The organism is Pseudomonas sp. F9001, from assembly GCF_013385435.1.
In the GTDB taxonomy this organism is placed as follows: domain Bacteria; phylum Pseudomonadota; class Gammaproteobacteria; order Pseudomonadales; family Pseudomonadaceae; genus Aquipseudomonas.
On record NZ_JACAPX010000045.1, the window covers coordinates 1 to 25,803 of the forward strand.

Consider the following 25,803-nt stretch of genomic DNA (forward strand, 5'->3'; position numbering starts at 1 on the left):
CCGGAGTGAGGGCACACCGAGCATTAGCGAGGTGCCGAGTGGTGGGGCAAGAGCGTTTTGCTTACTTTTGCGCTCTTCAAAAGTGAGCCGCTGTAAGAGCGGAACCCATATCAGCCGTTACCCAAATAACGGATATACACCCAAAACCCACCTCAGCCCCGCCGACTCCCCAGCCATTCCTCCCGGGTAATCTCCCAGATATCCTTGGGCAAACTCCCAGCGACAAACTGCCCCTCATCGGTCCTGACCAACCGCATTCCCGTACGCTCGGAAATCCTCCGGGAGGCCACGTTCGGCGCCGCCTTGGGCACCCGCATGACCGGTCGCCCCAGCACCTGGAACCAATACTCGGTCACCGCCGCACTGGCCTCGGCCATCAACCCCTGGCCCTGCCACTGCGGCGCCAGCCAAAAGCCGCGGTTGTTGTCCACCTCATCCATCAGGCTGACATTACCAATCAACACCCCAGGCGCGCTTTTCAGGCGGATCGACCAATGCCACTCCTCACCCCGAGCCATCGCCGGCAATGCAACATGCTCCAGATAGCTGCGCGCACCATCCGCCGGGTACGGCCAGGGCACCAGGGCATTCAGGTAACGCACCACTTCCCAGTGCGGAAATTGCTGCTGGACACCCTCGGCATCCTCCAGCGTCAACGGCCGCAGGATCAGCCGTTCGGTATACAGCGTAGGTTGCGCATCCATGTCGTTACCAAGTGGCAGTGTTGGGAAAGTCCAGGGTCCCGCGATCCACAAAACGCATGGTGCCGAACAGGCCACCTGCGAGTTTCCCGCGCAACACGTACGGCAGGTTATTCAAACTCTGGGTCTGGCTCAAGCCAAGGGTCTGGCGCAACACGGAAAACGCCGAAACGCTCACCGGCACCGTCAGCACCGTCTCCGAAAAGCGTGGGATCGAGCCACCCTGGTCACTCACCCCGGACGCCAGCGGCCGGCCATTGACCTCCAGGTCCAGGGCCACGCCGCTGTAGTCGATCGCGGTTTCATTCGGATTTTGTATCCGCAGCTTCACCGCGAAACGCACTTCCAGGTCCTGGCTCTGCAGCGGCTCGATGCCCACCACGTTGATGTTCACCGGGTCGCGGTTGGGAAACAGCGCGCACGCGCTCAGGGTGAGCAGCAGTGACAAAACCATGAGCTTGCGCATAAAACGGGTTCTCCTATTTCGTGACGTCCGGGTCCTGCATCACTTTGAGGGTGGAGGCTTCCGGATCAAATTCATCTTCTTCCAGTTCTATGAACTCCTCAGGCAGGAAGATGTTCAGCACGATAGCGCAGAACGCCCCCACGGTGATCGGCGACTCGAAGATGTTGTGCAGTGCCTTGGGCAGCTCGCGCAGTACTTCCGGCACTGCCGCCACACCCAGGCCCATGCCCAGGGAGATCGCCACGATCAGCACATTGCGCCGGTGCAGCCCGGCTTCGGCGAGGATCTTGATCCCGGCCACGGCCACGGTGCCGAACATGATCAACGTGGCGCCACCGAGTACCGGCTTGGGCATCAGTTGCAACACCGCGCCGATCATCGGGAACAGCCCCAGCAGCACCAGCAGCCCGGCAATGAAGTACGCCACATAACGGCTGGCCACGCCGGTCAACTGGATCACCCCGTTGTTCTGGGCGAAGGTCACCATCGGCAAGCTGTTGAAGGTGGCCGCCATCACCGAGTTGAGGCCGTCGGCCAGCAGGCCGGACTTGATGCGCTTGATGTACAGCGGGCCCTTGACCGGCTGTTGCGAGATCATCGAGTTGGCGGTCAGGTCACCGGCGGCTTCCAGGGGCGAAATCAGGAAGATCACCGCTACCGGGATAAACGCCACCCAGTCGAACGAAAAACCGTACTTGAACGGCACCGGTACGCTGATCAGTGGCAACTGGGGCAGGGCGCCCAGGTCGACGCGGCCCATCCACCAGGCCACCACAAAACCCAGGGTCAGGCCGATCACGATCGAACCCAGGCGCAGGAACGGGTTGTTGAAGCGGTTGAGCACCACGATGGTCAGCAACACCAGGGCCGCCAGGCCCATGTTGCCGGCGGCGCCCAGGTCGCTGGCGCCATAACCGCCGGCCATGTCGGTGACGGCCACCTTGATCAGCGACAAACCCATCAAGGTAATGATGGTGCCGGTGACCACCGGGGTGATCAGCTTGCGCAGCTTGCCGATGAACTGGCTGAGCACCACTTCGATAAACGCCGCGAAGAAGCAGATGCCGAAGATCGTCGACAGGATCTCATCGGTGCCGCCGCCCCGGGCCTTGACCATGAAGCCGGCACTGAGGATCACGCTGATAAACGAAAAACTGGTGCCTTGCAGGCACAGCAGGCCCGAACCCACCGGGCCGAACTTGCGGGCCTGCACAAAGGTGCCGAGCCCGGACACAAACAACGCCATGCTGACCAGGTACGGCACTTCGCTTTCCAGGCCCAGCACGCCGCCGACGATCAGCGTCGGGGTGATGATCCCGACAAAGCTGGCCAGCACGTGCTGCAGGGCGGCAAATATCGCCGCGCTGAAGTGCGGACGGTCGTCGAGGCCGTAGATCAGGTCGGATTTATAACGGGGGCGAGGGGTTTGAGTGTCAGACAAAATACGGGCCAGGGTAGGAAAAAGGAGGCGCAGGATGCCAGAAAGTGCCAGTTGTCAGAAGTGTGAAAAAAAATTTCGAAACATCCCCCATTAAATCCTCAAGCCGGCCGATACCGTTTATAGGCCCACATACCTATTACAACAGTGGCGCCAGCCGGTCAGAGCGGCGCGTTGACGCCCACTGACCGTGTCGCGGCAGGGATGCTCGCAGCCACTACTTCTAAGAGCGCCCCCTATGTCCCTTCGTAACCTGAATATCGCACCTCGAGCTTTTCTCGGTTTCGCCTTCATCGCGTTGCTTGTCGTTATTCTTGGGGTGTTTGCGGCGAACCGCATGACTCTGATTCGTCAGGCATCGGTCGACATGGGCTCCAACCAACTGCCCAGCGTCGGGTATCTGGCGACCATGACCGAAAACGTCCTGCGCCTGCGGATTCTGTCGTTTCGCGTGTTAGTGAACCGTGAACCGGCGGCCTTGCAGGAAGCCCAGACCCGCATGGGCGTGCTGGAAGGCAAGGTCAAGACCGCCCAGGCGGCTTATGCCACCATGCCGGCGGGGGATGAAGAGGCGGCGCTGTACAAGACGTTTGCCCTCACGCTCGACAATTACCTCAAGGCTCAGGCCGAGATGGTGAGCCTTTCGCAGCAGAACAAAGTGGAAGAGATGCGCGCCCTGATCAACAGCCGCATCAAGGATGGCACCGACCAGATGGGCGAGCAGTTGAATAAACTGATCGCCATCAACGCTGCTGACGCGAAGCAGGCCGACACCGAGGCCGGGCAAAGTTATCAGGATGCAATCACTGGCATCATCGCAGTCTCCGTGATTGCTGCGTTGATGACCGTACTGCTGGCCTGGCTGCTGACGCGCAGTATCGTGACGCCCTTGCGCAAAGCGCTGGAGGTTGCTGAAACCATCGCTGGCGGTAACCTGAGCAAAGCGATCGAAGACGACGGCAAGGACGAACCGGCCCGCCTGATCGGCGCCTTGGCCGCGATGCAGAACAACCTGCGCCAGACCATCCAGCACATCGCCGGCTCAGCCACGCAGTTGGCCTCCGCCGCTGAAGAGCTCAGCGCCGTCACCGAAGAAGCCTCCAAAGGCCTGCAACAGCAAAACAACGAAATCGACCAGGCCGCCACCGCGGTCAACGAAATGACGGCCGCCGTAGAAGAAGTGGCACGCAACGCGGTGTCCACCTCCGAGGCGTCCAGCCAGTCCAACCAGGCTGCGCGGGAAGGGCGCGACCGAGTGGTGGAAACCGTCGGCGCGATCCAGACCATGACCCAGGACGTGCAAAACACCTCGGTGCTGATCGAAGGCCTGGCCACCCAGGGCCGTGACATTGGCAAGGTGCTGGACGTGATTCGCGCGATTGCCGAGCAGACCAACCTGCTGGCACTCAACGCGGCGATTGAAGCGGCGCGTGCCGGTGAAGCCGGGCGTGGTTTTGCGGTGGTGGCGGACGAAGTGCGGGCCCTGGCCCATCGCACGGCGCAGTCGACCCAGGAAATCGAGAAAATGGTCGCCGGCATCCAGAGCGGTACGGGTGAAGCGGTGCAGTCCATGCAGCAGAGCAACCAGCGCACCCAAAGCACCCTGGAAATGGCGCGGGCTGCCGGTGTGGCCCTGGAGCAGATCACCCAGTCCATCAGCCTGATCAACGAGCGCAACCTGGTGATCGCCAGTGCGTCGGAAGAACAGGCTCAGGTGTCCCGCGAAGTGGATCGCAACCTGGTGAACATCCGCGACCTGGCGACGCAGTCGGCGGCGGGCGCCAATCAGACCTCAGCCGCCAGTCACGAACTGTCGCGCCTGGCAGTGGATTTGAACGGGATGGTGGCGCGCTTCGTCATCTGACCTGAAATACGATCAAAAATGTGGGAGCGGGCTTGCTCGCGAAAGCGGTGTGTCAGTTGATGCATTCGGTGGCTGACACACCGCCTTCGCGAGCAAGCCCGCTCCCACATTGGGTGCTGTGGTGTTTCAGGAATCAGTGTTTCCAGGCGGCTGGGTTCACCAGGTTCTTCGGCTTCTCACCCGCCAGCGCCGCCAGCAGATTGTCCACCGCACACTTGGCCATCGCCTCCCGCGTCTCATGAGTCGCTGAACCGATATGCGGCGTCGCCACCACATTGCTCAAGCGCAACAACGGCGAATCATGCTGCAGCGGCTCGCGCACAAACACATCCAGCCCCGCCGCACGAATCGTGCGCTGTTGCAACGCCTCGATCAGTGCCGCCTCGTCCACCACCTTGCCTCGGGAGATGTTGATAAAGATCGTCTCCGGGCCCATCAACGCGAACTCTTCAGCACCGATCAAACCTTCGGTTTCAGCCGTCAGCGGCAAGGTCAGGCACACAAAATCGGCTTCCCGGAGCAGGTCCGGCAGGCTGCGGTATTGCGCGTCAAACCGCGCCTCCACTGCAGGTTTTGGCGAGTGGCTGTGGTAGATCACCGGCATGCCGAACCCGAAGTGCCCACGCTGGGCCAAGGCTTCACCAATCCGGCCCATGCCGATAATGCCCAGGGTCTTGCCATGCACGTCGCTGCCGAAATGCAGCGGGCCGATGTTCTGGTTCCAGTTGCCGGCACGCACCATATTGGACAGCTCCACCACTCGCCGGGCGGTCGCCAGGATCAGGGCGAAGCCGGTATCGGCGGTGGTTTCGGTCAGCACGTCGGGGGTATTGCTGAGCAGGATGCCGCGCGCGGTCAGGTAGTCAATGTCGTAGTTGTCGACACCGACCGACACGCTGGCCACGGCCTCAAGGTTTGGCGCCAGATCCAGCAGTTTGGCATCCAGGCGCAGGCTGGCACCCAGCAACCCCTGGGCCGTCGGCAAGGCTTCACGCAGTTTGGCCAGGCCGCTTTCATCCAGCGATTCAATAAGCGTGACCTCGGCCTGTTCATGCAGGCGGGCCATCAGCGGTGCAGAGAGTTTCTTGTAGAGCACGACAGACTTTTTCATCAGGTCTTTACCTTCAATTCAAGGGATTGTAGCGGGGCGCGTTCGCGGTCACTGGCGCCGGGCTTGAGAAAGATCGTCAACACCACCGACACCAGCAGCGCACCGCTCATCAGCAAGTACGAGGCGCCGGGCGATCCGGTGCTGCTGTTGAGGTAGCCCACCAGATACGAACCGCCGAACGAACCGAGGGCGCCCATGCTGTTGATCAGCGCCATGGCGCCGCCGGCGACGTTGGCCGGGAGGATTTCCGGGACGATTGCGAAAAACGGCCCGTAAGGCGCGTACATACAGGCCCCGGCGATCACCAGCAGGGTGTACGACCACCAGAAGTGTTCGGCGCCGAGCACGTAGGACGCATAAAACGCGATGGAGGCGATCAGCAACGGTGGCCACACAAAACGTTTACGTTTTTGCAGTTTGTCCGAGCCCCAGGACACCGCCAGCATGCCGATCACCGCCGCCAGGTACGGCAGCGCCGAGAGCCAGCCGGCCTCGACCATGTCCATTTTCAGGCCGGCCTTGAGGATCGACGGCAGCCACAGCACGAAGCCATACACGCCAATGCTCCAGCAGAAAAACTGCAGCGCCAGGATGATCACCTTGGGTGAGCGAAAGGCCTCGGCGTAGTTCTTTACCGCCTTGATGCCCACTTGTTCTTCGGCGAGGGCGGTTTCCAGGTCTTTTTTATGCTGGGCGCTCAGCCATTTGGCGTCTGCGGGTTTTTCATCCGCCAGCTTCCACCAGATAAACGCCCACAGCACCGCCGGCAAACCTTCGATGATAAACATCCAGCGCCAGCTGAAATGCTGCACCAGGTAGCCCGAGACCACCGACATCCACATCATGGTCACCGGGTTGCCGAGGATCAGGAAGGTGTTGGCCCGCGAGCGTTCCGCGCGGGTGAACCAGTGACACAGGTACACCAGCATCGCCGGCATCACGGCGGCTTCGACCACCCCGAGCATGAAGCGGATCACGATCAGCATGTAGGCGTTGGACACCATGCCGGTCAGGGTGGCCAGGCCGCCCCACAGGATCAGGCTGACGAAAATCAGCTTCTTCACGCTGCGTTTCTGCGCGTAGATCGCACCGGGCACCTGGAAGAAAAAGTAGCCGAGGAAGAACAGCGCGCCGAGCAATGACGACATGCCCGGGGTGATCATCAGGTCTTCGGCCATCCCGGAGGCGGCGGCAAAGCCGTAGTTGGCGCGGTCCAGGTACGCCAGGCTGTAGGTGATAAACACGATGGGCATGATGTACCACCAACGGCGGGTGGCGAGTTTCAACGGTTCCATAAGGTTGCTCCTGAGCTTGTTGTAGTTGTGGCAACAGGTAACTCGGTGATGCTGATTAACCGGCTTTCTGGGTGTGGGGCAGATCGGTCCTGAACGGCAAGCCTTCCATGTCGCCACGGCTCTGCACCGCGCGGCTGCCGATCCAGTTGCCGCGCTGCACGGCTTCGCTGAAGCTCAGGTTTTCCAGGAGCGCGCTGATCATGCCCACGGCAAATCCATCGCCGGCGCCGACCGTGTCGACCACCTTGGCCACTGGCACGGCGGCGACAAACCCCTGGTCCAACTGGGTGCGGTAATACGCGCCGTGGGGCCCGAGCTTGATGGCCACGGCTTCCACGCCCTGGTCCAGGTAAAACGCGGCGATGTCGGCCGGGTCTTCAAAACCGGTGAGCAAGCGGCCTTCGCTCAAGCCCGGCAACACCCAGTCCGCCAGGCAGGCGAGGGCGTTGATTTCGCTGATCATGCGTTGCTCGTTCGCCCACAGGGACGGGCGCAGGTTCGGGTCGAAGGACACGCTGCGCCCGGCCTCGCGCATTTGCGTCATCAACTGGCGCGACAGGTCGCGGGTGGCATCCGACAGCGCCGGCGGAATGCCGGTGGCGTGCAGGTGCCGGGCTTGCAACAGCTCAGGCTTGATCGCCTCGACCGACAGATGGCTGGCGGCCGAGCCACGGCGGAAGTACTCCACCTGCGGATCATCGCCGGCTTCCTCGCGGGACTTGAGTTGAAAGCCCGTGGGGTGCAGCGGGTCCACCGCCACATGGGTGCAGTCCAGGCCTTCGTTCTGCAAGGTGTCCACCACGAAGCGCCCGAGGGAATCGGCACCCACGCGGCTCAGCCATGCGACGTTGAAGCCCAGGCGTGACAGGCCGATGGCGACGTTGCTGTCGGCGCCGGCAATGCGCTTGTGAAACTGGGCAACCTGGGCCAGGTCGCCGGTCTGTTCGGCGACAAACATCGCCATGGTTTCACCAAACGACAGGATATCGATCTCAGACATGTGCGTTCTCCACGCGGGGCTGGCCGAGGACGGCGAGGGCGGCGACCTGTTGGGCGGTGACCTGCACCAGGTCATTGCCTTGCAGCGGAAATTCCACGGCCCGGGTAATACCTTGAGTCATGTGCTTGAGCAGTTGTTCCCACAGATGCAGGTCGGCGGCGCCCGGCGGCAGGGCCACCAGCTTGCCGTCGGCGCGCCGGGCCACGGCCTTGCAGTGCAGGTAGTCCACATGCCGGCCCAGCAGGCGCGCGGCGGTGGTCGCGGATTGGTCCTGCCATTGCCAGTTGCCGATATCGAAGGTCATTTTCACCGGCACCGCCAACCGCTCGATTTCGTTGAAAAAGCGCTGCATCGGCTCGATGCGCCCGCCGTGCAGGGTCTGGTCGTTTTCCACCAGCAGCTTGACCGGATGCCGGTTGAGCAGGGCGCTCAAGCTGTCGAGGTCGTTGGTGTCGGTGAAATAGCCCAGGGAGACTTTCAGCCAGCGGGCGCCGAATGCCTGGGCGCGGTCGAGGGTGGCGGCCAGTTCGGCATTGGGCTGTGAGCGACCGGCCACCCAGAGTTCCAGGGGCGATGAGAACACGCACTCCAGGCCTTGATCGGCTGCAGCTTGCGCCAGCTCATGGGGTTGTTCGGTGGTCAGCAGCTCTTCGCGCCATTCGATGCGTTGCGCGCCGGCGGCAGCCAGCACCTCGACGAAACTCAACTGGCCTTGCTGGCGGACCAGGTCAGCGCCGTAACTGGAAAGGCTGATGGAGACGGGGTATTTATGCATTGTTGTGGACCTCTGAAACCGGTTTCATTTTTATTCGCAAAATAAACGTGTGGGAGCTGGCTTGCCTGCGATGGCGGCGGTCAGCCGCCTACTGCTTCGCCGGAGAAACCGTTATCGCAGGCAAGCCAGCTCCCACAAGGGATTGGGTCGAGCCCCGGATAATCAGTTGTGGCAAGAAATCCAGGGTGCGTGGGGGCTGGCTATCGCCGCGCAAACGCTTGAGTAAACAGTCAAACGCACTGGCGCCAATGGCCTCGGTGGGCTGGGCGAGGGCGGTGATGCCGTTCCCCACCAGCGGGTACCAGTCGAGGTCATCCAGGGCGATCAGGCCCACGTCATCAAACAGGTCGCAGCCTAGATTTTTCAATGCACGGGTACACGCCAGTGCCGCGATTCCGTTGGCGCAGAACAACGCCTTGGGGCCGGATTTGCCTAGAAACTTTTGCAGACGCTGTTCCAGTTCGCCGTCCAACTCCAGTACGGCGCCGGTCAACGTCGGACGGTTGGTCATCTCCGCCTTGAAACTGTCCAGGCGCTCAAGCCGCGAGCTGGTGCCGTCGGTGGCTTCAGTCACCAACAGCAGGTCGCGATAGCCTTGCTGTTCCAGATGCTCCACGGCCATGCGCACCGCTACCCGGTTGTCCAGCCCTACCAGGTCGCTGTGCAGCGGTTCGACCTTGCGGTCCACCAGCACCAGGGGCATTTCCCGTTGCAGTTCCAGCAATTGGTCCAGGTGATGGCCGAGGGTATTCACGATCAGCCCTTCGATATTGTAGGCACGCAGGGCCGCCAGGTGCTGGCGCTCCTGCTCGTCATCGCGGTCGGTGTTGCACACCACCAGGCTGTAGCCGTGCTGGCGGCAGGCGGTTTCCACGCCATGCATCACGGCAATCGAATAGGGGTTGCGGATATCGGCTACCAGCATGCCGATCAGGCGGGTGCGCCCGCGTTTCAGGCCGCGGGCCATCTGGTTGGGGCGATAGCCCAGCTCATCGATGGCCTGCTCGATGCGCAGGGCGATGGCATCGGAGAGCAGGGCACGGTCGTCGCCGATAAAGCGCGACACGCTGGCCTTGGACACACCGGCGCGCTCGGCGACGTCCAGCATGGTCACGCGGCTGCGTTGGGCGGCGGAGAAAGTAGTCACGGCGGTGGGCCTTTCTTATTGGATTTATCTGGGTTCCAAGGCGAAACCAATCGCTGAAACCGGTTTCAGGAAACACCAAGTAGGAAATTTCGTCAAGCGCTGCTCAGTAACCGCCCAGGCAGCAAGGCCGAGCAAAAGCGACGAATGGAGGGGTCTACCTGTTAATTCTGACAGTATCCGGACGAAGGAATCGGGCGCTTAATTCTCTCAACGCCACTTGGTATACACACGCCGCCTGCCGGCAGGCCACTGTCCACCGTGTTGAGGATTAAACCCATGTCTGACGTCTCTGAATCCACTTACCTGATCAAACCCTTGGGCGCAGACGACGGGGGCACTGTGTTGCTGGACCCGATGGACATACCCGGCGTCGACAGTGGTGACCCCCGGGGCCTGATCCCGCGCTCGCGCCTGCAGGGCCCGCTGCAGGTCAACATCCCGATGTGGAACCCGCGCCCCGAGGCGCTGGATGAGCCGCACACCGTGCGCCTCCACTGGGTGTGGGCGGGTGTCGATGAGGTGGTTGATTCGCGGCAGGTGTTTGGCCCGCCACCCCCTCTGCCTGCGGTGATCTCACTGGAGGTGCCCCTGTCACGATTGACTGATGAGGGCTCCGGCACCGCGCAACTCTACTACACGGTTGAGGACTCCTTTGGCGGCGTCGGTGTGTTGAATCCCAGGAGAACACTCACCATCGATCTGGACTCGCCTGAGTTACTGAACCCTCTGGATACTGTGGGTTTTGTAGTTGCCCCGACCCCGAACGTCGATGAGCAATACCTGCTCGATAACGTGCCGCTGGCGTTCAATATTCCGTTTTACACCGTGCGCTCGGACAAGGACCGGATTGAATTCTACCTGTCCAACCGGGATAACCCGCCGCTAAGCGCGGCGGACGCCGAGTACGTGATCGCGTTAGCCTCAGACCCGCTGGTTGCTTACGTGGACCCCGATATTTTTCGCAGGTTGAACAACGGTGACGCCTATATTTTCTACCGCATTTTTGACGAGGCAGGCAATTTCAGCAGCCAGAGTGCCGGACTGCTGTTTCAGCTGGCACTGACGCCGTTGCCGAGCAACTTGCCGCGTCCGCAAATTCGGCCACCGGCATACGACGACGGCCTGATCAAGCGCGATGATGCACGTCGTGGCGTGTTCATGCGCATTGACCCCGCCTACGACGATTGGGCGCCGGGGGACCAGGTAATCGCCTATTGGAATGCCCGTCCGACAGTCCCGCAGCCGGTACTGGGCTTCCCTTGTGATGTGGAAATTCCATGGCTGACCCTCAGGGGGCCTGCGCCTGTACCGGTTCCCGAAGCGGCGGTGGTGCGCTACGAAATCATTCGCGGAGCCCTGCCTCCATTTCGTTCCTTATCGGAACGGTTCAATGTCGACCTGACGATTGCCGGCCAGGACCATCCCAATGCGCCCGCATTGCTTAACCCGACCCTGGCCAGCGTCACGGTGATAGGGCGCGGCTCCAGGACTCCCAATCAGCTCAATCATCTGGATCGTGGGCTGGCTGCCCAGGCATATGTTCCTTTGTTTGCAGATCCGGTTGCGGGTCAATTGCTCAGTCTGTTCTGGAACGGTGTTGGCCCGGTCGCCAGCCATCGGGTGCAGTTGGGGGAGGTAGGAGGGCAGTTGGTGTGGTTTACCGATATTCCCTGGAATCTGATCGAGGGGACGGTCAATCCACGTCTGCCGGTCCATTACCTCACCAGTAATGGGGTCAACGAACAACAGTCGCCACCAACTTTTGTGAATGTCGATGTGACGGCGCTGATTGATTTTACTCCTCCGCAAGTTCAGCACACCCTGACTAACGAGTATGTGACCTGTTGTTCTTCGCCTTCGCCTTTATATGGCGTGCATTGGTTGATTCCGGGCAATATCGGCCTGCAACTTAACGACGAGGTGCGTTTTCACTGGCAAGGCTATGCGCGTAATAACTGGGTTGATCCTATTGCTGGCACTGAATACGAAGAAACCATCCAGGTGCTGCAACCCCATATTGATAACGGTATTAACGTTGTGGTGGAACCGTTCGACCGGACCCTCGAGCCTATGCGCGAATACGGTTCAGCTGTCGCCAGTTTCGAAGTGTGGCGCAACCTGGGCAAGGTGGGTGACTCCCGGCCAGACGTCAAGGGGAGCGGACATATCCGTGTCGACCTGACCTTTCCAACGGGTGGGTTTTGTAAACCCGGGGATGTCATTAGTTGCACTAGTGATGGAAAGGCAACGTTGGTCAAAGATTAAAGGACTGGGTGAATTTGTTGTTGTGCAGGGAATAGTCGGCGTGTGATAGGCGTGCAAGCGCTTTGTCTCGCGACGCGAACGGCTACGTCAATGGTAGGGAAGTGTGGGTGAGATGTAATTCGTCTTAATATCTGGAGACACGTAATGAAAAAGGACACGATCGACTTTATCCGTAACTATGCAAAGAATCGAAGTGCCAATACGACTGACGCCTTGCCTGATGGTCTTCTTGAAGGTGAGGTGCCTGGCTACCCTGGATTGCTTTCACGGGAGTACAACCTGCGTGAGAATTTGAATTTCTCTATTCCACTATGGCCTGACGCCGATACCCATCCGTTTCTTGACGATCTTGTCACTGTTTGGTGGAAAAATTTCGATGACACCGAGTGGGGCGCGCCCATTTATAATTTCACCGTTGTTGCCCCAGGGCCTGAGACAGTGGTGAACATTGCTCAAGGTCGGCGGCCCGCGGGGCGGTACCAAATCAAGTACGGAATTAACGTACGTGGCGTTGACAACTATTCCGAATCAGATCCGCAGACCGTTGTCGTTGACCTGACACCACCGTATGCCATTTCCCCCGATGCACCGCCGGCACCGATTCCGCCTGCCGACCTGCCGACACCTGCCGACCGCGACTACTTTGAAAGCAAGCCCAATGAGTCTGCAGTGTTTACGATCCCGGATTATGTGGCGCATGGTCGGGCCGCGGGCGATTGGGCGTATCTTTACTATAATGGCTCCGATACGCCCTATGCACCCAACCCGCCCGATCCTTCGCCACGCTGGAATCTGCCTGCGGACCTGAGCTTTCCATTGCCATTATCCGTGGTTGACGCCAATCCGGATGGCCTGCGCAATTTGCGGTATGAGTTGTTCGACGCGGCAGGGAATTGGGCGCGGCTTTCGACTGCCTACGAGATGGACGTGGGCCTGTTTCCAGCGCCCGAGAACCTGCTGGCCCCCCTGGTTGACCGAACCTCACCCCCCGGCGATGTATTGATTGATCGGGCGGACGTTGCGCTGGACGGCGGCATGATCGTGCGTATTCCTGAATATACGAACTTTCTGCGCGGCGTCGATGGAGATGAATTCCTCGTCACATTGAGGACAAGCATCACCACCGTTAACTTGGAGGCCCAGCCACTGGGCAACAGCCGTTTCCCGGCGGAGGTTTACGTTCCGTACAGGGTGCTGGAAATCCTGTATGGCGCCACTCGAGGGCTATTGCCGTTGACCGTTTCCTATGTGGTGCGGCGGCGGTCTGTCAACAACCCGGCGACACCGACCACCACCGTCAACCTGGACCTGTTTGTTGTCGGCCCCACTCCCATTGGCCCGGACCCGATCAACGATGACCTGCTGCCAGTAGTCGTGAAGGGGGTGGACGCAACCGGTACCGAGGGCCCCGACGACGAGCTGGAGCGCGACCACGCCAACCGGCCTGCAATTGCTCGGGTAACGTTATGGAGTACGGCACCCACACCGGATGCCAGCGACTTTACGATCCGCCTTTACTATTCGGGCGAACTCGTTGCTACTCAACCGGTGACCGGCGCCTCGGCTGGCCAGGTGATTCCGCTCTCAATCCCGTGGAGCTTCATTGAGCGTCATGGCAATGGCCGCAAGACGGTGTTCTACACCATTGCCCAAGGGGCCAGCACCAACCGCCAGTTTTCCCCTGAAACCACGGTGACGGTGAATGCCAACTTCAAAGAGCTTGCCCCGCCGGTGGTACGACATCTGTCGGACGCAGGGGCGATCAACTGCACTACGTTCAGGCCTGAAAATCCTCCCGGAAACGTTGTGGTGTTTATCCCGTCTTCGGAGCACTTTGAACTGAGGATGGTAGTTACGCTGCACTGGCAGGGCTACAGCGACAATGCAGGAATGGTAGCGGTCCCGGCAGCAGTGGGTCGAGTGGACTCCATACCGCTCACGCAAGCCATGATCAATTCTGGGTTCGAGTTGCTCCTGGGGCCCTATGAGACCATCTACAAACCCATCCAGCCCAACTCGGGTGCAAGGCTGGCGGGCTCCGCGCGGATCTGGTACACCATCAACCTGCCTGAAGGACCATTACCTTCCGATGAAGCGCATCCTCTTGTTCGCGGGGTTCGGATAGGTGGAACGAATGGCTTTTTCTGCGACGGTACTGCCGTCCCGCTTCCTTGATACTTGTTTGAGCCCTATTGCCAAAGAGGAGCCTTGCTCCTCTTTGGCATTTTTGCCCTTGGGTCGACTACAAACTGCATTCACTTTCAGCACAGCACCTTGGGATTAGTCCTACAGATGTTGGGAACAGCTCTGGGTACCTTGGGCGCCGCTTGATTGGCAGGGTCCACACGCTTTTCGGAACCGGCCAGTTTTTTTCCGTAAAGGAACGCCAACCCAGAGGTCCGTAAAGATGTCAGCTCCATTCAATTTCAAACCAACTCCCTTAAGCCTTGCCTTCAAGGCCAAGGCCGTCACACTGCTGATGCTCATGGCGCAGCTGTCCGAAGCGCGTGTCGTGACCGGCCCGGATGAAATGGCGGGGCCTGGCCCGCGCCCTGACACTTTTGAATTGCGTGCAGGTTCCCGCCTGACGGTTCTGGGAGTGCCCACCCTGCAAATCACTGCCAACTCCGCAACCCTGCTTGTCAATGCCGGCAGCAGCACCCGGGACATTGCCGCAATCAACTCCGACATCCGCATCGATGGTTCGGACGTCGTTGCGCGGGATTCGGCAAGGGCCGGGGTTCATGTCACGGGCAGCAACGTGCTGATCACCAACAGCAACATTACCCACAACAACGGAACCGGGCTGGCAGCGGCCCGTTCCCTGGGCGCCACCAATGGTTCCAGCGTCATGGTCGTCAACAGTCACATCACCGGCAGCACCCGTGGTGCCTCGGCCAGTGCCCACAGTGTGCTGGACCTGACCGATTCGCGTGTCGAGGCGACCGCAGATGATGGCGTGGGTATCGAACTGTTCAATGGCCAGGCCCGTGCGTTCAATACCAGCATCGTTGGTGGAGACATTGGCGTGAAGATGGGCGTGGATAACGACCCGACTTTGGCCAGCAGCCTGATCCTCGACCGCTCGAGCGTCGAGGGCAAGACCGGTTCGGCGATTCAGGTCGGCTCGTTCCGGCCCGGGGAATCCACCCTTGCTGATATTCATGTACTCAATGGCTCCACGCTGACCGGCGCAAACGGTGTGCTGCTGGAAGTCATGAACGGCGCCACCGCCAACATGAACGTCGACCGCAGCTTCCTGGTCGGCGACGTCGTGGTCGAAGACGGCAGCACCGCCAGGTTGCAGCTCAACAATGGCTCCTGGCTCACCGGCAAACTGCAGAACGTCGCCGAGTTGAGCGTCAATTCAGCGTCCCACTGGATGCTGGTGGATGACAGTTCAGTCGGCGACTTGATCATGGGCGGCGGCACCGTGCACTTTGGCGGCGCCGATGAGTTCTTCCAGTTGGACGTCAACAGCCTGTCGGGTGACGGCAGCTATGTGATGCACACCGACTTCAGCACCGGCCAGACCGACTTGCTCAACGTCAACGGGGTTGCCACGGGCAACCACAGCCTGCTGTTGGCGGCGACCGGCTCCGAGTTGGCGAGTGCCTTGCCGATTCGTGTGGTGCACACCGAAGGTGGCGATGCGCACTTCTCGCTGGACGGCGACACCGTGGATGTGGGCGCCTATTCCTACGGGCTGAAGAAGGAAGACACCGACTGGTACCTCGATCCTAACCGTCGTGGTACCAGCAACAGCACCAAAACCGTAATGGCGTTGTTCAACACGGCCCCCACCGTGCTGTACGGCGAGATGTCCCTGCTGCGTACCCGCATGGGTGAACTGCGTTTCAGCGACGGCCAGAGCAACGGGTTCTGGATGCGTGGCTACGGCAACAAATACGAGGTAGCCGGGAACAAGGACGGTGGTGGCTACACGCAAAACCAGCGTGGCCTGAGCCTGGGGGCCGATGCGCCATTGTCGGGCGGAGATGGCCAGTGGATGGCCGGTGTCATGGCGGGTCACAGCACGTCCGACATCAGCGCCAACACTTCCGGGAGCGGCAAGGTCAACAGCTACTACCTGGGGGGGTATGCCACCTGGATCGACGACGAGAGCGGGCTGTACTTCGACGGCGTGGTCAAGCTCAACCGCTTGCACAACGAGGTCAACGTGACCATGAGCGACGGCAAGCGTGCCAAGGGCAACTACACGCAGAATGCCGTGAGCGCATCGGCGGAAGTCGGCCGGCATATCAAGCTCGACGATGGTTACTTTGTAGAACCGTACTCGCAACTGAGCACAGCGATTATCCAGGCGCAAAGTTACGAGCTGGACAATGGCCTGCAGGCCAAGGGTGATCGCACCGCCTCCGTGGTGGGCAAGCTCGGCGTGACAGGTGGCAAGAATATCCAGCTGGAGAGCGGCGGGGTGCTGCAGCCCTACCTGCGTACAGCGTTGGCCCATGAGTTCAACCACAGCAACAAGGTCAAGGTGAACGACCAGCGCTTCAACAACGATGTGTTCGGTTCGCGTATTGAAGTGGCAGCGGGCGTGGCGATGTCGGTGTCGAAGAACGTCAAGCTGCACGCTGATATTGAACATGCCCAGGGCAAGAAGGTGGATCAGCCGTGGGGGGTTAATGTGGGAGTGCGTTACGACTTCTAGGAAACAGGGGTAAAGAAAAAAGGAAGCCGAGGCTTCCTTTTTTTGTGGGGTTACGTATCTTGATTTTTTAATAGGGAGTCATACACCACGCCGACATGTTGTAATGCCCGCGCACAGCCACCCAGTATAGCGGTCCGGTTCCTATCGTTATGAAGTTGTACCAACCACCATTGAATGAACAAAGTCCATACTCTCTGAGTCTTGGAGGAGGGTTGTATATAGAGCTTAACGCGGAAATTATCGATCCATTTCCGCTGTTGCCTATTACAAGTGGGCGTCCTCCTATTGAGTTCATCCAGTTAATAGCAGCAGTAGGAGACTGGTGTGTTTCATTGACTTGTAGTTGGAAGATGTTAGAGACAACGACCGTATAGGACCGCGAAATATTATTTCTGTCTCTCGCGGTGATCGTGGCCGTACCATTACGATTGCCTGTTACTTTTCCCGTGGTTGAGTGTACTGAAGCAATAGTAGGTGCGCTGGAGGCATAGGAATAAGAACCAACCCCTCCGCTGGCTACTCGTGTCTGCGTATTGCCCGCCCAATCCCTCCCGGTTGCGGGCCAGTTGGTGAGCACCCTTGTACCGTTCAAGTTCATTTGACTCTGATCAATCCTCAGCGAAGTGATTACCGTATAGGTCGCAGTGGGGAACGTAATGGCCGTGGATTCAACGCTGCTGCCATCAAACGTTACCTTGCACGTTACGGTGATGATGCTGTTGTTAGGCAGCCCGTCCAGCCATGTGCGCAGTACCGCCTTGTTCACCAAGCCGGTCGATACTTCTCCCGCCAGCAGGCTGTAGTTTGTCAGCACATTCAACGGCGCGCTGCCCGCCCTGGTCAGTTGCACCCAGACCTTCTGGCCCGTTGCGGCCAAAGGCCAAGGGGCAACACTCAAGGTGGCATTGGTGCTGAAGTTATTGAGGTTCAACTCACCGCCTGTAGGGACGCCATTGATCAGCGGCCGAGGCAGCGCCGAGGACGGAACACGGTTGACGGTCAGCTTCTGTGTTTCTGACGGGACAGTAGTCGTCCCTATCGTCGCCATATAACGGAGCTCAATCAATTTGCCCGCGCTGTTGGCGAGGATGTCCCGGCTGATCTGAAAGTCGACGCGCTTATTGGTGTTACCGTTCTGCGCCGGGATGGTCGCCATGGTGCCGTTCGGGTAAATCCACTCGAGGGCGATGCGGTGGGCCGCGGTCATTTCGTTATAGGCCACCGCCACATAGGCGTTGTTCTGCCAGTCCTGTGGGTCGATGGTCAAGGTCGCGCCTTGCAGATTGGCAAAGGCCGGGCGCGGCAACGTGGCGGGGATCGACTGGATAATATGCTCGCGCACACCAAACAGTACTGCGGTGTTTTTATCAGTGCTTTCGGCCAGGCTGACCCAGAAGCGAATGGTCAGGTGCGACTCATTTTTGAGGCCTTGCAGCTCCGCCAACGGTATGGGTTGCGAGACACCCAGGGTGGCGCTTTCTCCAACGGGGGCGGCGATAAAAGTGTCCAGGTTGAACGCACTGCCGTCGGTGTTGGTACCCGTGTATTGCAGCCACATGAACTGCTCTTCAAAGGCCAAAGGCCAGGCCGCCACACGGATGCGGGCTTGAGCGACGAGCTCGTTCGTCGGCAGGATCACGCTGTTGCCGACCCCGTCGATGGTTGGTGTGGGTAACCCACTCAACGGCAGCAGGTCCAGGTTCAGAATATCCGAGTCATGGGGAAACCCGCTGCGGGTAAAACTGTATTGCACACTGATGCGGTTACGCTCGTTGCGAATGCCCTTGGCAATGGTACGGGCCTCTATCGGCACGCTAACTTCATTGGTGTCGGGGTTGCCCCAACCCGTTTCGACGGTGCTGCCCAGCAGATCGGCCGTCACCCATTTCACCGAAAACGATTCGCTCTCGCGCATGCGCCGGTATTTCACCAGCACCGTTGCTCCCGATTGAGCCGCCAGCGGGTCAAGCCGGTCAGGGTACTGCTCGGCTTCCACGACTTCAGGCGCATCCAGTTCCACGCCACGGCCCACGGTCAGGAGGGTTGTAAACGAGCGCAAGGTGAGTTTCGGCAGCGGGGTTTCGCGTTCCAAGCTGTAGGTGATGCGCAGTTGGCCATCGAAGTTGTTATCCAGCACTGCACGGCTGACCTGCAGTACCAGTGGCTGGCCCTGTGTCGCACCGTTGATCGTCACCGAACCGCTGGCGGAACCGCCTGTGCCCGTGCCCACAATGTTCCATTGGATATGGTCGCGGCTCCTGGTTGCCGTATAGGGTAGCGTCAGCAGCACGCTGTCGCCCACTACGTCAACCGGGTCAACGTTGTCGTCAATCGCGCCCTGCAGGGTGGGGGCAGGCATGGTTTCGAGGCGTTCGTCGATGCGTACTGTCAGCACCCGTGATTTGCGTTCAATCAGCGCACCGTAGGCATGCAACTGGGCATCCGCGCCGTCGTCGACAAGGTAATACACTGCGACGTCACCCAGCCCCTTGAATTGTTGAAGCGCTTCACTGGGCACGCGGCGAGTGCCGCCCTGGTCTCCGGCCAGTTGCGGGTCGGAATAGCGAATTCCACCGCCCCCTGGAACAATTTGCTCGATGACCAGGGTTTCCAGCGAGTCGTAGGCGTGGGGCTGGTAGGACGGGATGCTGATAAAGGCATCATCGTCCGGGTTGATCAGGCCCAACTCGCTCGGGGTCACGGTCACTGCCGGCATCGAGGTCGGTGTACCCACCACCGTCACGGTGACACTGCCAGACTGCCCGAGGTGGCCACCGGTGGCGGTGTGCCAGACGAATGAAGCCCTGAACGAGCCGCCGATGACGCGCTCGATCAAATCGCGGTCCACCGGGAAGATCTCTTCCCGACCGTTCCTGACTTCGACAGGATCAAGCACCAGTTCTTCGATCGTGCCGTCCGCCAGCGTGGCCGTCAGGGTAATCGTGACCTGATTTGGGGGCAGCGGGGCCGGTGTCACCCGTGGGGTCTGCAACAGGATTTCGAACAGTGAATTACTTTGCGTGTCGTAATCGATTTGCCGGCTTTCCGCGTCATCCACCAGGAAAAACGGCGCGCTCATCAAGCTGGGGTCCAGTTCGGCGACCAGTCCATACGGCTTGGAGTACTGGTATTTTTCCCCTGAGTAATTCTGAACCACATCGAACACCCTGAAGCGCAGGGTGAGTGCGCCGTTGAGGCCGCCCTTGAGAATATTTTCCTTGCTGATAAATACCCTGATCGGCTGGATACCGCCAGCCTCGGCGGCCGTGACCAGGTGCCTGATCTCAATTCCGTCCCAATAGAACTCAATGGTGTCGTTCTTGCGCACGTTCGGATAGGGCGCAATCACGGCGTATAACCCGCGACTGATCGTGTCCATGTTGATCGTGCTGCTTTCGGGCAAACCGTCGACACTCAGGCTGAGTTTACTGTGCCATTTGTCGTCACCATTGTTCTCAATCCCGCCGGGACGGGTGGTCTTGATCAATATGCTTTGCGGCGGCGAGGTGCTTTCCTGGCCGCTGCCTGCGCGCACTACCCGCGCGCGCACTTGCACTTCACCTTCAGGCATGCGTTCGGCGATGACGTACATGCCATAACGATCCTGGTCCATCTCGACGACACCAGATACCTGAAGATCGTTATTGAGGTACAACTCAAAGGCGTCGAAGATGGCCCAGGTGTGCCATTTTTCCAGGACGAAATACGCATAGGGCTGAACATGCCGAATGCCCAGGCCATAGGCGTAAGGTTCATCGGGATACCGGTCAAGCGAGACCGGCGGGAACGCCGAATAGGGTGGGGCCAGGTCTTCAGCCGTGATCACCGGCAGGGGCGCGGGCTCAAGGAGGGCCAGGGGGCTGTCGGAAACAGGTACACCTGGGTCGTCAATGACCGAGGCATTGTCATCGGGGTCGATCGGTTGGTTGGGCATGCTGACCACTCCTTGCTGGAAGTCACGCACAGCGCTGGCTGTGCATATAGGCAAGGGAAATCAAACACCCGCAGCCCCGATAGCGGATAGCTGTGAAAACTGACAGTGCCGACGAACGGTTGTGTCTACACCCAGACGCTCAGCCAGCTTGAGACCAGCAACAACACCGCCATGCAGCGGTTGAACCGTTGCATGGCCTTGGGCGAGCGAAACACCCGGCTGCTTCCAACCCCCAGCAATGCCCACGCGCCGAGGCACGGCAAGGCGATCACAAAGAACGCCAGCGACAGGTACAGCACATGGCTCTGGCGTTCATCGCCATTGCCGGCAAACACGCTCACCACCGCCAGGGCCATCATCCAGGTCTTGGGGTTGACCAGTTGCAGGCTGGCGGCGCCGGCCAGGCCCAAGGGTTTTTGCACGGCAGCCGGGTCGATTGACTCGGCGGGGGCGCTGAAGATCTGCCAGGAAAGGTAACTGAGCCAGGCGACCCCCAGCCATTGCATCGCTGCCTGCACCCGGGGCCAGTGCGCCAGCGACTGGCCAACGCCGGAGCCTACCAGCAGCACAATCCCCGCCGCCCCCGCGCATGCGCCCAGCACGATAGGCAGTGCGGCTTTGAAGCCATACCGTGCGCTGTTACTCAGCACCAGGATATTGGTGGGGCCAGGGGTGATGGAGGCTACAAAAGCGAATAACAGGAAGGGCAACAGGGTAGGGAACATGGTGGGGCGACTCCGTAAGTGGGGCGATGGAGTCGATGGTTGCAGGTGCGTGGTGGCGTGTCTGGAAGGTTTGAGCAGGGGCGGGCGGACACGGGGAGGGGATAGTGGCGGGAGAGCTATAGGGGACAAAAAAAGGGACAAGTCCATGGTTTAGATGCACCTGTCCCGGTTATACCTCGGTTAGTTAATTAATAACGCATGACGTAGAGTCCTTGCGAGTCACGGCTGGTGAAATAAGCTTTTGAACCGTTTGGTAGTACTGCAATAGCGGCAGAATCAAACTCAATATCCACGGGTACAGTCGCTATAAGCCTGTCCGTATTTGTGTCAAATATGTTGAAGGCCCTGTACCCTGCCGTATAGGCATGAGGAAGTACCGGGTTGACTGCAACCGACGTTCCCGATCCCGCCTCAATCACGGTCACCAAGCTGTTGGTGTTGGTGTTTATTATCCCCAAGCCATCACCTCTCGCAAAATAGAGGCGAGGGGTGTTGGTACTTAAAGCCATCGGCCCGCGCGTTCCCTGAATGACAGTCACAACACTATTGTTTGCAGTATTGATAACAGTCGTATCAACCGGGTTGAAGCCGCCGCCATAGGTCGTCAGATAGGCGCGCGTATTATTAGGTAAGCGGGCGATGAAGTAAGACTGACCCGCTATTTGAGCTATCCGATTGCCGGTGGCGGCGTCGTAAGTATAAGCACCGCTCCTCGCAGTGACATATAGCCGAGTGCCTGCAGTATTGATCGCCATGTCCACTATATGTTCATTTCCGGTGGCATAGGTCGCAACTCTGGCGAAGGAGGTTGTACTGATTACCGCTATACCGATGTAGATTAGGTCCAGGTAGAGTCTTGATCCGTCCGGGTGAATTGCAAGGTGCCCACTGGACTGAATGTCATACGAAGCCGAGTGAATAATGGCGTCCGTTGCTGTGTCGATAACGTAAATCGCAGTTCTACCACCCGCGCCAACAGCGACATAAACGCGGCGCCCGTCAGGGCTGACGACGATCCCCCTTGATGAGTGAAGGAGGGTAGGAATAAATGTGACCTCCGCTAGCCATGTCACGGTATAGGTACTTTGCAGGAGCGGGATGGCTTTTGACTCATCGTCACTGCCGTCATAGGTCACTTTGCAGGTCACCGTGAACGTAGTGTTTTTCCCCAGGCTTGCCAGCCAGCTGCGGGAGACAGCTTGGTTGGTGATGCCGTTGGCCGCTTGAGCAGCAGTAATGGCGTGTGCCCTCAGCACCGACAAAGGTTCTACACCTGCCGCCTCCAGCGTGATCCATACACGTTGACCTTGCTTGCTCAATTCCCATTTGGCTACAGAGGCGTGTGCATCCCCGGTGAACGCCTGGAGGTCCAGGGTTGTGCCGCTGTTCATGTTATTGATTCGCGGTTGTGGCGGTCTGCCCGCCGGGATCCTGGCCACAGTCAATACCTGCGTTTCTGAAGGCACCGGGCTGCCATTGATGGTGGCGACATAGCGCAACTCAATGGTTTTGCCGACGCTGTCTGCCAGCACTTCATTGGTAATGACGAAATCCACACGACCGCCGTCCAGGCCGTCCTTGGCGCCAATATCCGCAACACCACCATCCGGGAAAATCCATTGCAACTGGATGGAATGGCTTGGATTCATGCCGCCATACGCCACCGTGACACTGGCGTTGTCTACGTGGTCCAGCGGCTGAATGGTCAGCGTTGCCCCGGGCTGGTCGTTGAACCGTGGGTGCGGCAGCACGGCGGGCAGGGTTTGCACACGGTGTTCACGCACGCCAAACAGCACGGCGGTGTTTTTGTCGGGGCTTTCTGCCAGGCTGACCCAGAAGCGGATGGTCAGGTGCGAGCCATCCATCAAGCGCTGCAGTTTGTCCACTGGCGCGGGTGGCGAGATACCGTTGGCGGCACCGTTTTCGGTGACCAGGTTGGCGGTGTAGGTGTCCTCGCGGTACGGGCTGCCGTCGGCAAACGTGCCCTCCCAACTCATCCACATAAACTGCCCGGCATCGATAAACGGCCAGACGGATACACGGGCGCGGGCCTGGTCATTGAGTTTCGACAGGTCGAGCAGGGTGCTGTCGCCAATGCCGTCGATCGTCGGTGTGGGCAGCCCGGTGAGGGGAAGCAGGTGCAGGTCGACAGTGTCCGAAGGGTACGGAAAGGCGCCACGGTTGAAGTGGTATTGCACGCTGATCTGGTTGCCACCGGGGCGAATACCCCTGGCGATGGTGCGCGCCGGGATGGTCACGAATACTTCGTTGGTGGACGGGTTGCCCAAGGTGTACTCGGTGGCACTGCCCAGCCCGTCGCGGCTCAACCAGTCGACCTTGATCTGGTCGGTGGCCTGCATCGGCCGGTATCTCACGATGACCTTGGCGCCGCTCAATGCGGCCAGGGGGTTGAGTGCGTCGGGGAACAGGGTGGCGCCGTCGATAACCGGACGCTCCAGTTGCACGCCGCGGCCCACGGTCAGGTTGAGCACCTCGGAGCGCAATACCAGGCGTGGCGGGCCGCTGCGTTCGAGGCTATAGGTAATGCGCAGGCTGCCATTATTGTTGTTGTCGAGGATCGCCCGGCTCACCGGGAAAACCAGGGGCTTGCCTGCCGTGCCGCCGTTGATGCGCACAACGCCACTGGCCGAGCCGTCAAGGCCGGAGCCGATGGCGTTCTAGTGGATCAGGTCACCTTCTTCGGTCTGCCCGTGCGGGGCGGGCAAGGTCAGGGGCAGGGTCAGCAGCAAGGTGGGCGTGGTCACATGGCTGGGGTCGATGTTGTTGCCCAGGGCGCCTTCCAGGTGTGCAGTCGGCATGTTGCCGATGCGCTCACCCACGCGGGCGAACAGCTCGCGAGACTTGCGAATGGTCAATGCGTTGCCGTCCAGGACGTGTCCGGCGCCATCGTTGACCAGGTAATAAAATGCGATGTCGCCCACGCCTTCAAACTGTTTCAGGTGCTCTTTGCTGACGTAGCGCGTGCCGCCCTGGGCGCCCGCCAGTTGTTCTTCCACGTAGTCTTCGCCGCCGCCGCCAGGACGGATATGTTCAATCACCAGGGTTTCCAGCCAGTCCGGGTTGTGGGGTTCGTAGAAGGGGATCTGCACGGTGATGTCCTGATCGGGCTCGATCAGCCCCACCTCGATCGGTGCGACCGTCACTGCCGGCATCGCCACCGGCGTGCCCACCACGCTGACGGAGGTACTGCCGGATTGCTCCACGCGGCCGTCGTTTTTCAGCCACTGGAACGAGACCCGGAAGGACCCGCCCACCAGTTGTTCGATAATCTCGCGGTCGACGGTGACAAATTCAACGCTGAGGTTTCTGTCCACCACCGGGGCCAAGGGGAACACCTGGGTCGAACCGTCGCCCAGGGTACCGAACAAGGTCACCGCCAATTGGTGCCGCGGCAGGGGCGCCGGGGTTTGCCGAGGCACCGTCACCAGCACTTCGAAGGTTGCCTCGCTCTGGGTATCGAAGTCGATCTGGGTCGCCTCTTCGCCATCCACCAGGAAGATCGGTGCAGAAAGCAGGTTCGGATCCAGCTCGCTGTCCAGGAAGTAGCGTTTGGAATACTGGTATTTATCCCCGGAGAAGTTTTGCACCACGTCCGAGACCCGAAACCGCAGGGTCAGCTTGCCGAAATGCCCCCCCCTGCAAAATGATGTCCCTGGAGACAAAGACGCGAATCGGCCCTGAACCCGCGACTTCGGCCGGGCTGACGATATGCGTGACTAAAACCCCATCCCACGACAGCTCGATCTGGTCATTCTGGCGCAGGTTTTCATAGCGCTGGATCAGGCACCAGACCCCGCTGTTGGCATTATCTATATTAACGGTGGAGCCCTCAGGCAGGCCTTCCACCGTCATCACCAAGCCCGGGTGCCATTTGCTGCCGGGGTCGTTATCGCGGCCACCGGGGCGGGTGGTCTTGATCAGGATGGTTTGCAGCGGCGACGTACTCTCCTGGCCGCTGCCGGCCCGCACTACGCGGCCGTATATCTGGACGTCGCCTTCGGGGATGAATTCTTCGGGGACGAACAAGTCGTAACGGTCCCGGTCTTCAAGCGCAATATCGGCGGCGACTGCATTGACCAGGTCGTTGAGGTAGAGGGCGTAGAAGTCGTAATTGAAGTTGAACCAGCGTTCGAAGGTCCACTGGGCAAAGGGGCGCACGTGGCGGATGCCCAGGCCGTAGACCCCTCTTTCAGGATACAGCGTGGCATCCAGCGGGACCGACGGATAGGCTGACTTGGGCGGGTCGAGGTCTTCGACGCGGCGCGACGCCAGACCTGACGATGGGTTATGCAGCACGAGGGCGTTGCCGGGCGGGTTGTTGTCGCCCAGCGGCGCATTATCCGGGGCTATGGGAAAATTGGGCATGGACAGGCTTCCTTGAATGAG

The 25,803-nt window shown here is 59.9% G+C and carries 17 protein-coding genes; 4 read left to right on the top strand and 13 right to left on the bottom strand.

The features are described from left to right. Positions 1-152 precede the first annotated feature (152 nt). From HX818_RS28780 to HX818_RS28790, 3 genes are read right to left on the bottom strand one after another with little or no spacing between them, the layout of a single operon-like run. Positions 153-704: a GNAT family N-acetyltransferase gene (locus tag HX818_RS28780; RefSeq protein WP_177021192.1), complete on the bottom strand. Its 552-nt coding sequence runs from the start codon at positions 702-704 to the stop codon at positions 153-155. Positions 705-708: 4 nt separating this feature from the next. Continuing rightward, positions 709-1,167 carry an LEA type 2 family protein gene (locus HX818_RS28785; protein WP_177021193.1) on the bottom strand — a complete coding sequence of 153 codons (459 nt, stop codon included), beginning with the start codon at positions 1,165-1,167 and terminating at the stop codon, positions 709-711. Positions 1,168-1,180: 13 nt separating this feature from the next. Further along, positions 1,181-2,608 carry a nucleobase:cation symporter-2 family protein gene (locus HX818_RS28790; RefSeq protein ID WP_008431217.1) on the bottom strand — a complete coding sequence of 476 codons (1,428 nt, stop codon included), beginning with the start codon at positions 2,606-2,608 and terminating at the stop codon, positions 1,181-1,183. A gap of 235 nt (positions 2,609-2,843) precedes the next feature. On the opposite strand from HX818_RS28790, the gene HX818_RS28795 reads away from it, so the two are divergent. After that, the gene (locus HX818_RS28795) at positions 2,844-4,469 is read left to right on the top strand and encodes a methyl-accepting chemotaxis protein (protein WP_177021194.1); all 1,626 of its coding nucleotides are present in this window, start codon (positions 2,844-2,846) and stop codon (positions 4,467-4,469) included. Positions 4,470-4,602: 133 nt separating this feature from the next. On the opposite strand, the gene HX818_RS28800 is transcribed toward HX818_RS28795, so the two are convergent. The 5 genes from HX818_RS28800 to HX818_RS28820 all read right to left on the bottom strand — a co-directional run bounded on the left by HX818_RS28800 (position 4,603) and on the right by HX818_RS28820 (position 9,797). Beyond that, positions 4,603-5,580 (bottom strand): D-glycerate dehydrogenase, encoded by a 978-nt coding sequence (locus HX818_RS28800; RefSeq protein ID WP_177021195.1) that lies wholly within the window; start codon positions 5,578-5,580, stop codon positions 4,603-4,605. Further along, on the bottom strand, positions 5,580-6,875 hold the full coding sequence (locus HX818_RS28805; protein ID WP_003214078.1) for an MFS transporter: 1,296 nt from the start codon (positions 6,873-6,875) through the stop codon (positions 5,580-5,582). The genes HX818_RS28800 and HX818_RS28805 overlap by 1 nt, the downstream gene beginning before the upstream one ends. A 55-nt stretch (positions 6,876-6,930) precedes the next feature. Next, the gene (locus HX818_RS28810) at positions 6,931-7,875 is read right to left on the bottom strand and encodes a sugar kinase (protein WP_087694383.1); all 945 of its coding nucleotides are present in this window, start codon (positions 7,873-7,875) and stop codon (positions 6,931-6,933) included. Beyond that, positions 7,868-8,650 carry a sugar phosphate isomerase/epimerase gene (locus HX818_RS28815; protein WP_087694384.1) on the bottom strand — a complete coding sequence of 261 codons (783 nt, stop codon included), beginning with the start codon at positions 8,648-8,650 and terminating at the stop codon, positions 7,868-7,870. The genes HX818_RS28810 and HX818_RS28815 overlap by 8 nt, the downstream gene beginning before the upstream one ends. Positions 8,651-8,738: 88 nt before the next feature. Then, positions 8,739-9,797 (bottom strand): LacI family DNA-binding transcriptional regulator, encoded by a 1,059-nt coding sequence (locus HX818_RS28820; RefSeq protein ID WP_177021196.1) that lies wholly within the window; start codon positions 9,795-9,797, stop codon positions 8,739-8,741. Positions 9,798-10,073: 276 nt separating this feature from the next. Between HX818_RS28820 and HX818_RS28825 the strand changes: the two genes are divergently transcribed. The 3 genes from HX818_RS28825 (at position 10,074) to HX818_RS28835 (ending at position 16,737) form a co-directional block, all read left to right on the top strand. Further along, a complete protein-coding gene (locus HX818_RS28825; RefSeq protein WP_177021197.1) occupies positions 10,074-12,062 on the top strand; it encodes a hypothetical protein in 1,989 nt (662 codons plus the stop codon). A 144-nt stretch (positions 12,063-12,206) separates the two neighbouring features. Next, a complete protein-coding gene (locus tag HX818_RS28830; RefSeq protein ID WP_177021198.1) occupies positions 12,207-14,237 on the top strand; it encodes a hypothetical protein in 2,031 nt (676 codons plus the stop codon). A 232-nt stretch (positions 14,238-14,469) separates the two neighbouring features. Beyond that, positions 14,470-16,737 (top strand): autotransporter outer membrane beta-barrel domain-containing protein, encoded by a 2,268-nt coding sequence (locus HX818_RS28835; RefSeq protein WP_177021199.1) that lies wholly within the window; start codon positions 14,470-14,472, stop codon positions 16,735-16,737. 67 nt (positions 16,738-16,804) lie between these two features. On the opposite strand, the gene HX818_RS28840 is transcribed toward HX818_RS28835, so the two are convergent. The 5 genes from HX818_RS28840 to HX818_RS31350 form a co-directional block, all read right to left on the bottom strand. Next, positions 16,805-20,671 carry an Ig-like domain-containing protein gene (locus tag HX818_RS28840; protein WP_177021200.1) on the bottom strand — a complete coding sequence of 1,289 codons (3,867 nt, stop codon included), beginning with the start codon at positions 20,669-20,671 and terminating at the stop codon, positions 16,805-16,807. Positions 20,672-20,796: 125 nt separating this feature from the next. Further along, a complete protein-coding gene (locus HX818_RS28845) occupies positions 20,797-21,396 on the bottom strand; it encodes a LysE family translocator (RefSeq protein ID WP_177021201.1) in 600 nt (199 codons plus the stop codon). A gap of 188 nt (positions 21,397-21,584) precedes the next feature. Continuing rightward, entirely contained in the window at positions 21,585-24,032 is a 2,448-nt protein-coding gene (locus tag HX818_RS31340) for a YncE family protein (RefSeq protein ID WP_256346365.1), read from the bottom strand. A gap of 42 nt (positions 24,033-24,074) precedes the next feature. Continuing rightward, positions 24,075-25,004 carry a hypothetical protein gene (locus HX818_RS31345; protein WP_256346366.1) on the bottom strand — a complete coding sequence of 310 codons (930 nt, stop codon included), beginning with the start codon at positions 25,002-25,004 and terminating at the stop codon, positions 24,075-24,077. Beyond that, positions 24,982-25,782, bottom strand: coding sequence for a hypothetical protein (locus HX818_RS31350; RefSeq protein WP_256344779.1), 801 nt, complete (start codon positions 25,780-25,782; stop codon positions 24,982-24,984). Before HX818_RS31350 ends, HX818_RS31345 begins: the two co-directional genes overlap by 23 nt. Between the last annotated feature and the right edge of the window lie 21 nt (positions 25,783-25,803).

What these genes read in the sequence shown, in the direction of transcription:
- HX818_RS28780 (WP_177021192.1), bottom strand. Translation starts at nt 704, where the DNA reads ATGGATGCGCAACCTACGCTGTATACCGAACGGCTGATCCTGCGGCCG.
- HX818_RS28785 (WP_177021193.1), bottom strand. Translation starts at nt 1,167, where the DNA reads ATGCGCAAGCTCATGGTTTTGTCACTGCTGCTCACCCTGAGCGCGTGC.
- HX818_RS28795 (WP_177021194.1), top strand. Translation starts at nt 2,844, where the DNA reads ATGTCCCTTCGTAACCTGAATATCGCACCTCGAGCTTTTCTCGGTTTC.
- HX818_RS28800 (WP_177021195.1), bottom strand. Translation starts at nt 5,580, where the DNA reads ATGAAAAAGTCTGTCGTGCTCTACAAGAAACTCTCTGCACCGCTGATG.
- HX818_RS28805 (WP_003214078.1), bottom strand. Translation starts at nt 6,875, where the DNA reads ATGGAACCGTTGAAACTCGCCACCCGCCGTTGGTGGTACATCATGCCC.
- HX818_RS28810 (WP_087694383.1), bottom strand. Translation starts at nt 7,875, where the DNA reads ATGTCTGAGATCGATATCCTGTCGTTTGGTGAAACCATGGCGATGTTT.
- HX818_RS28815 (WP_087694384.1), bottom strand. Translation starts at nt 8,650, where the DNA reads ATGCATAAATACCCCGTCTCCATCAGCCTTTCCAGTTACGGCGCTGAC.
- HX818_RS28825 (WP_177021197.1), top strand. Translation starts at nt 10,074, where the DNA reads ATGTCTGACGTCTCTGAATCCACTTACCTGATCAAACCCTTGGGCGCA.
- HX818_RS28830 (WP_177021198.1), top strand. Translation starts at nt 12,207, where the DNA reads ATGAAAAAGGACACGATCGACTTTATCCGTAACTATGCAAAGAATCGA.
- HX818_RS28835 (WP_177021199.1), top strand. Translation starts at nt 14,470, where the DNA reads ATGTCAGCTCCATTCAATTTCAAACCAACTCCCTTAAGCCTTGCCTTC.
- HX818_RS28840 (WP_177021200.1), bottom strand. Translation starts at nt 20,671, where the DNA reads ATGCCCAACCAACCGATCGACCCCGATGACAATGCCTCGGTCATTGAC.
- HX818_RS28845 (WP_177021201.1), bottom strand. Translation starts at nt 21,396, where the DNA reads ATGTTCCCTACCCTGTTGCCCTTCCTGTTATTCGCTTTTGTAGCCTCC.
- HX818_RS31350 (WP_256344779.1), bottom strand. Translation starts at nt 25,782, where the DNA reads ATGCCCAATTTTCCCATAGCCCCGGATAATGCGCCGCTGGGCGACAAC.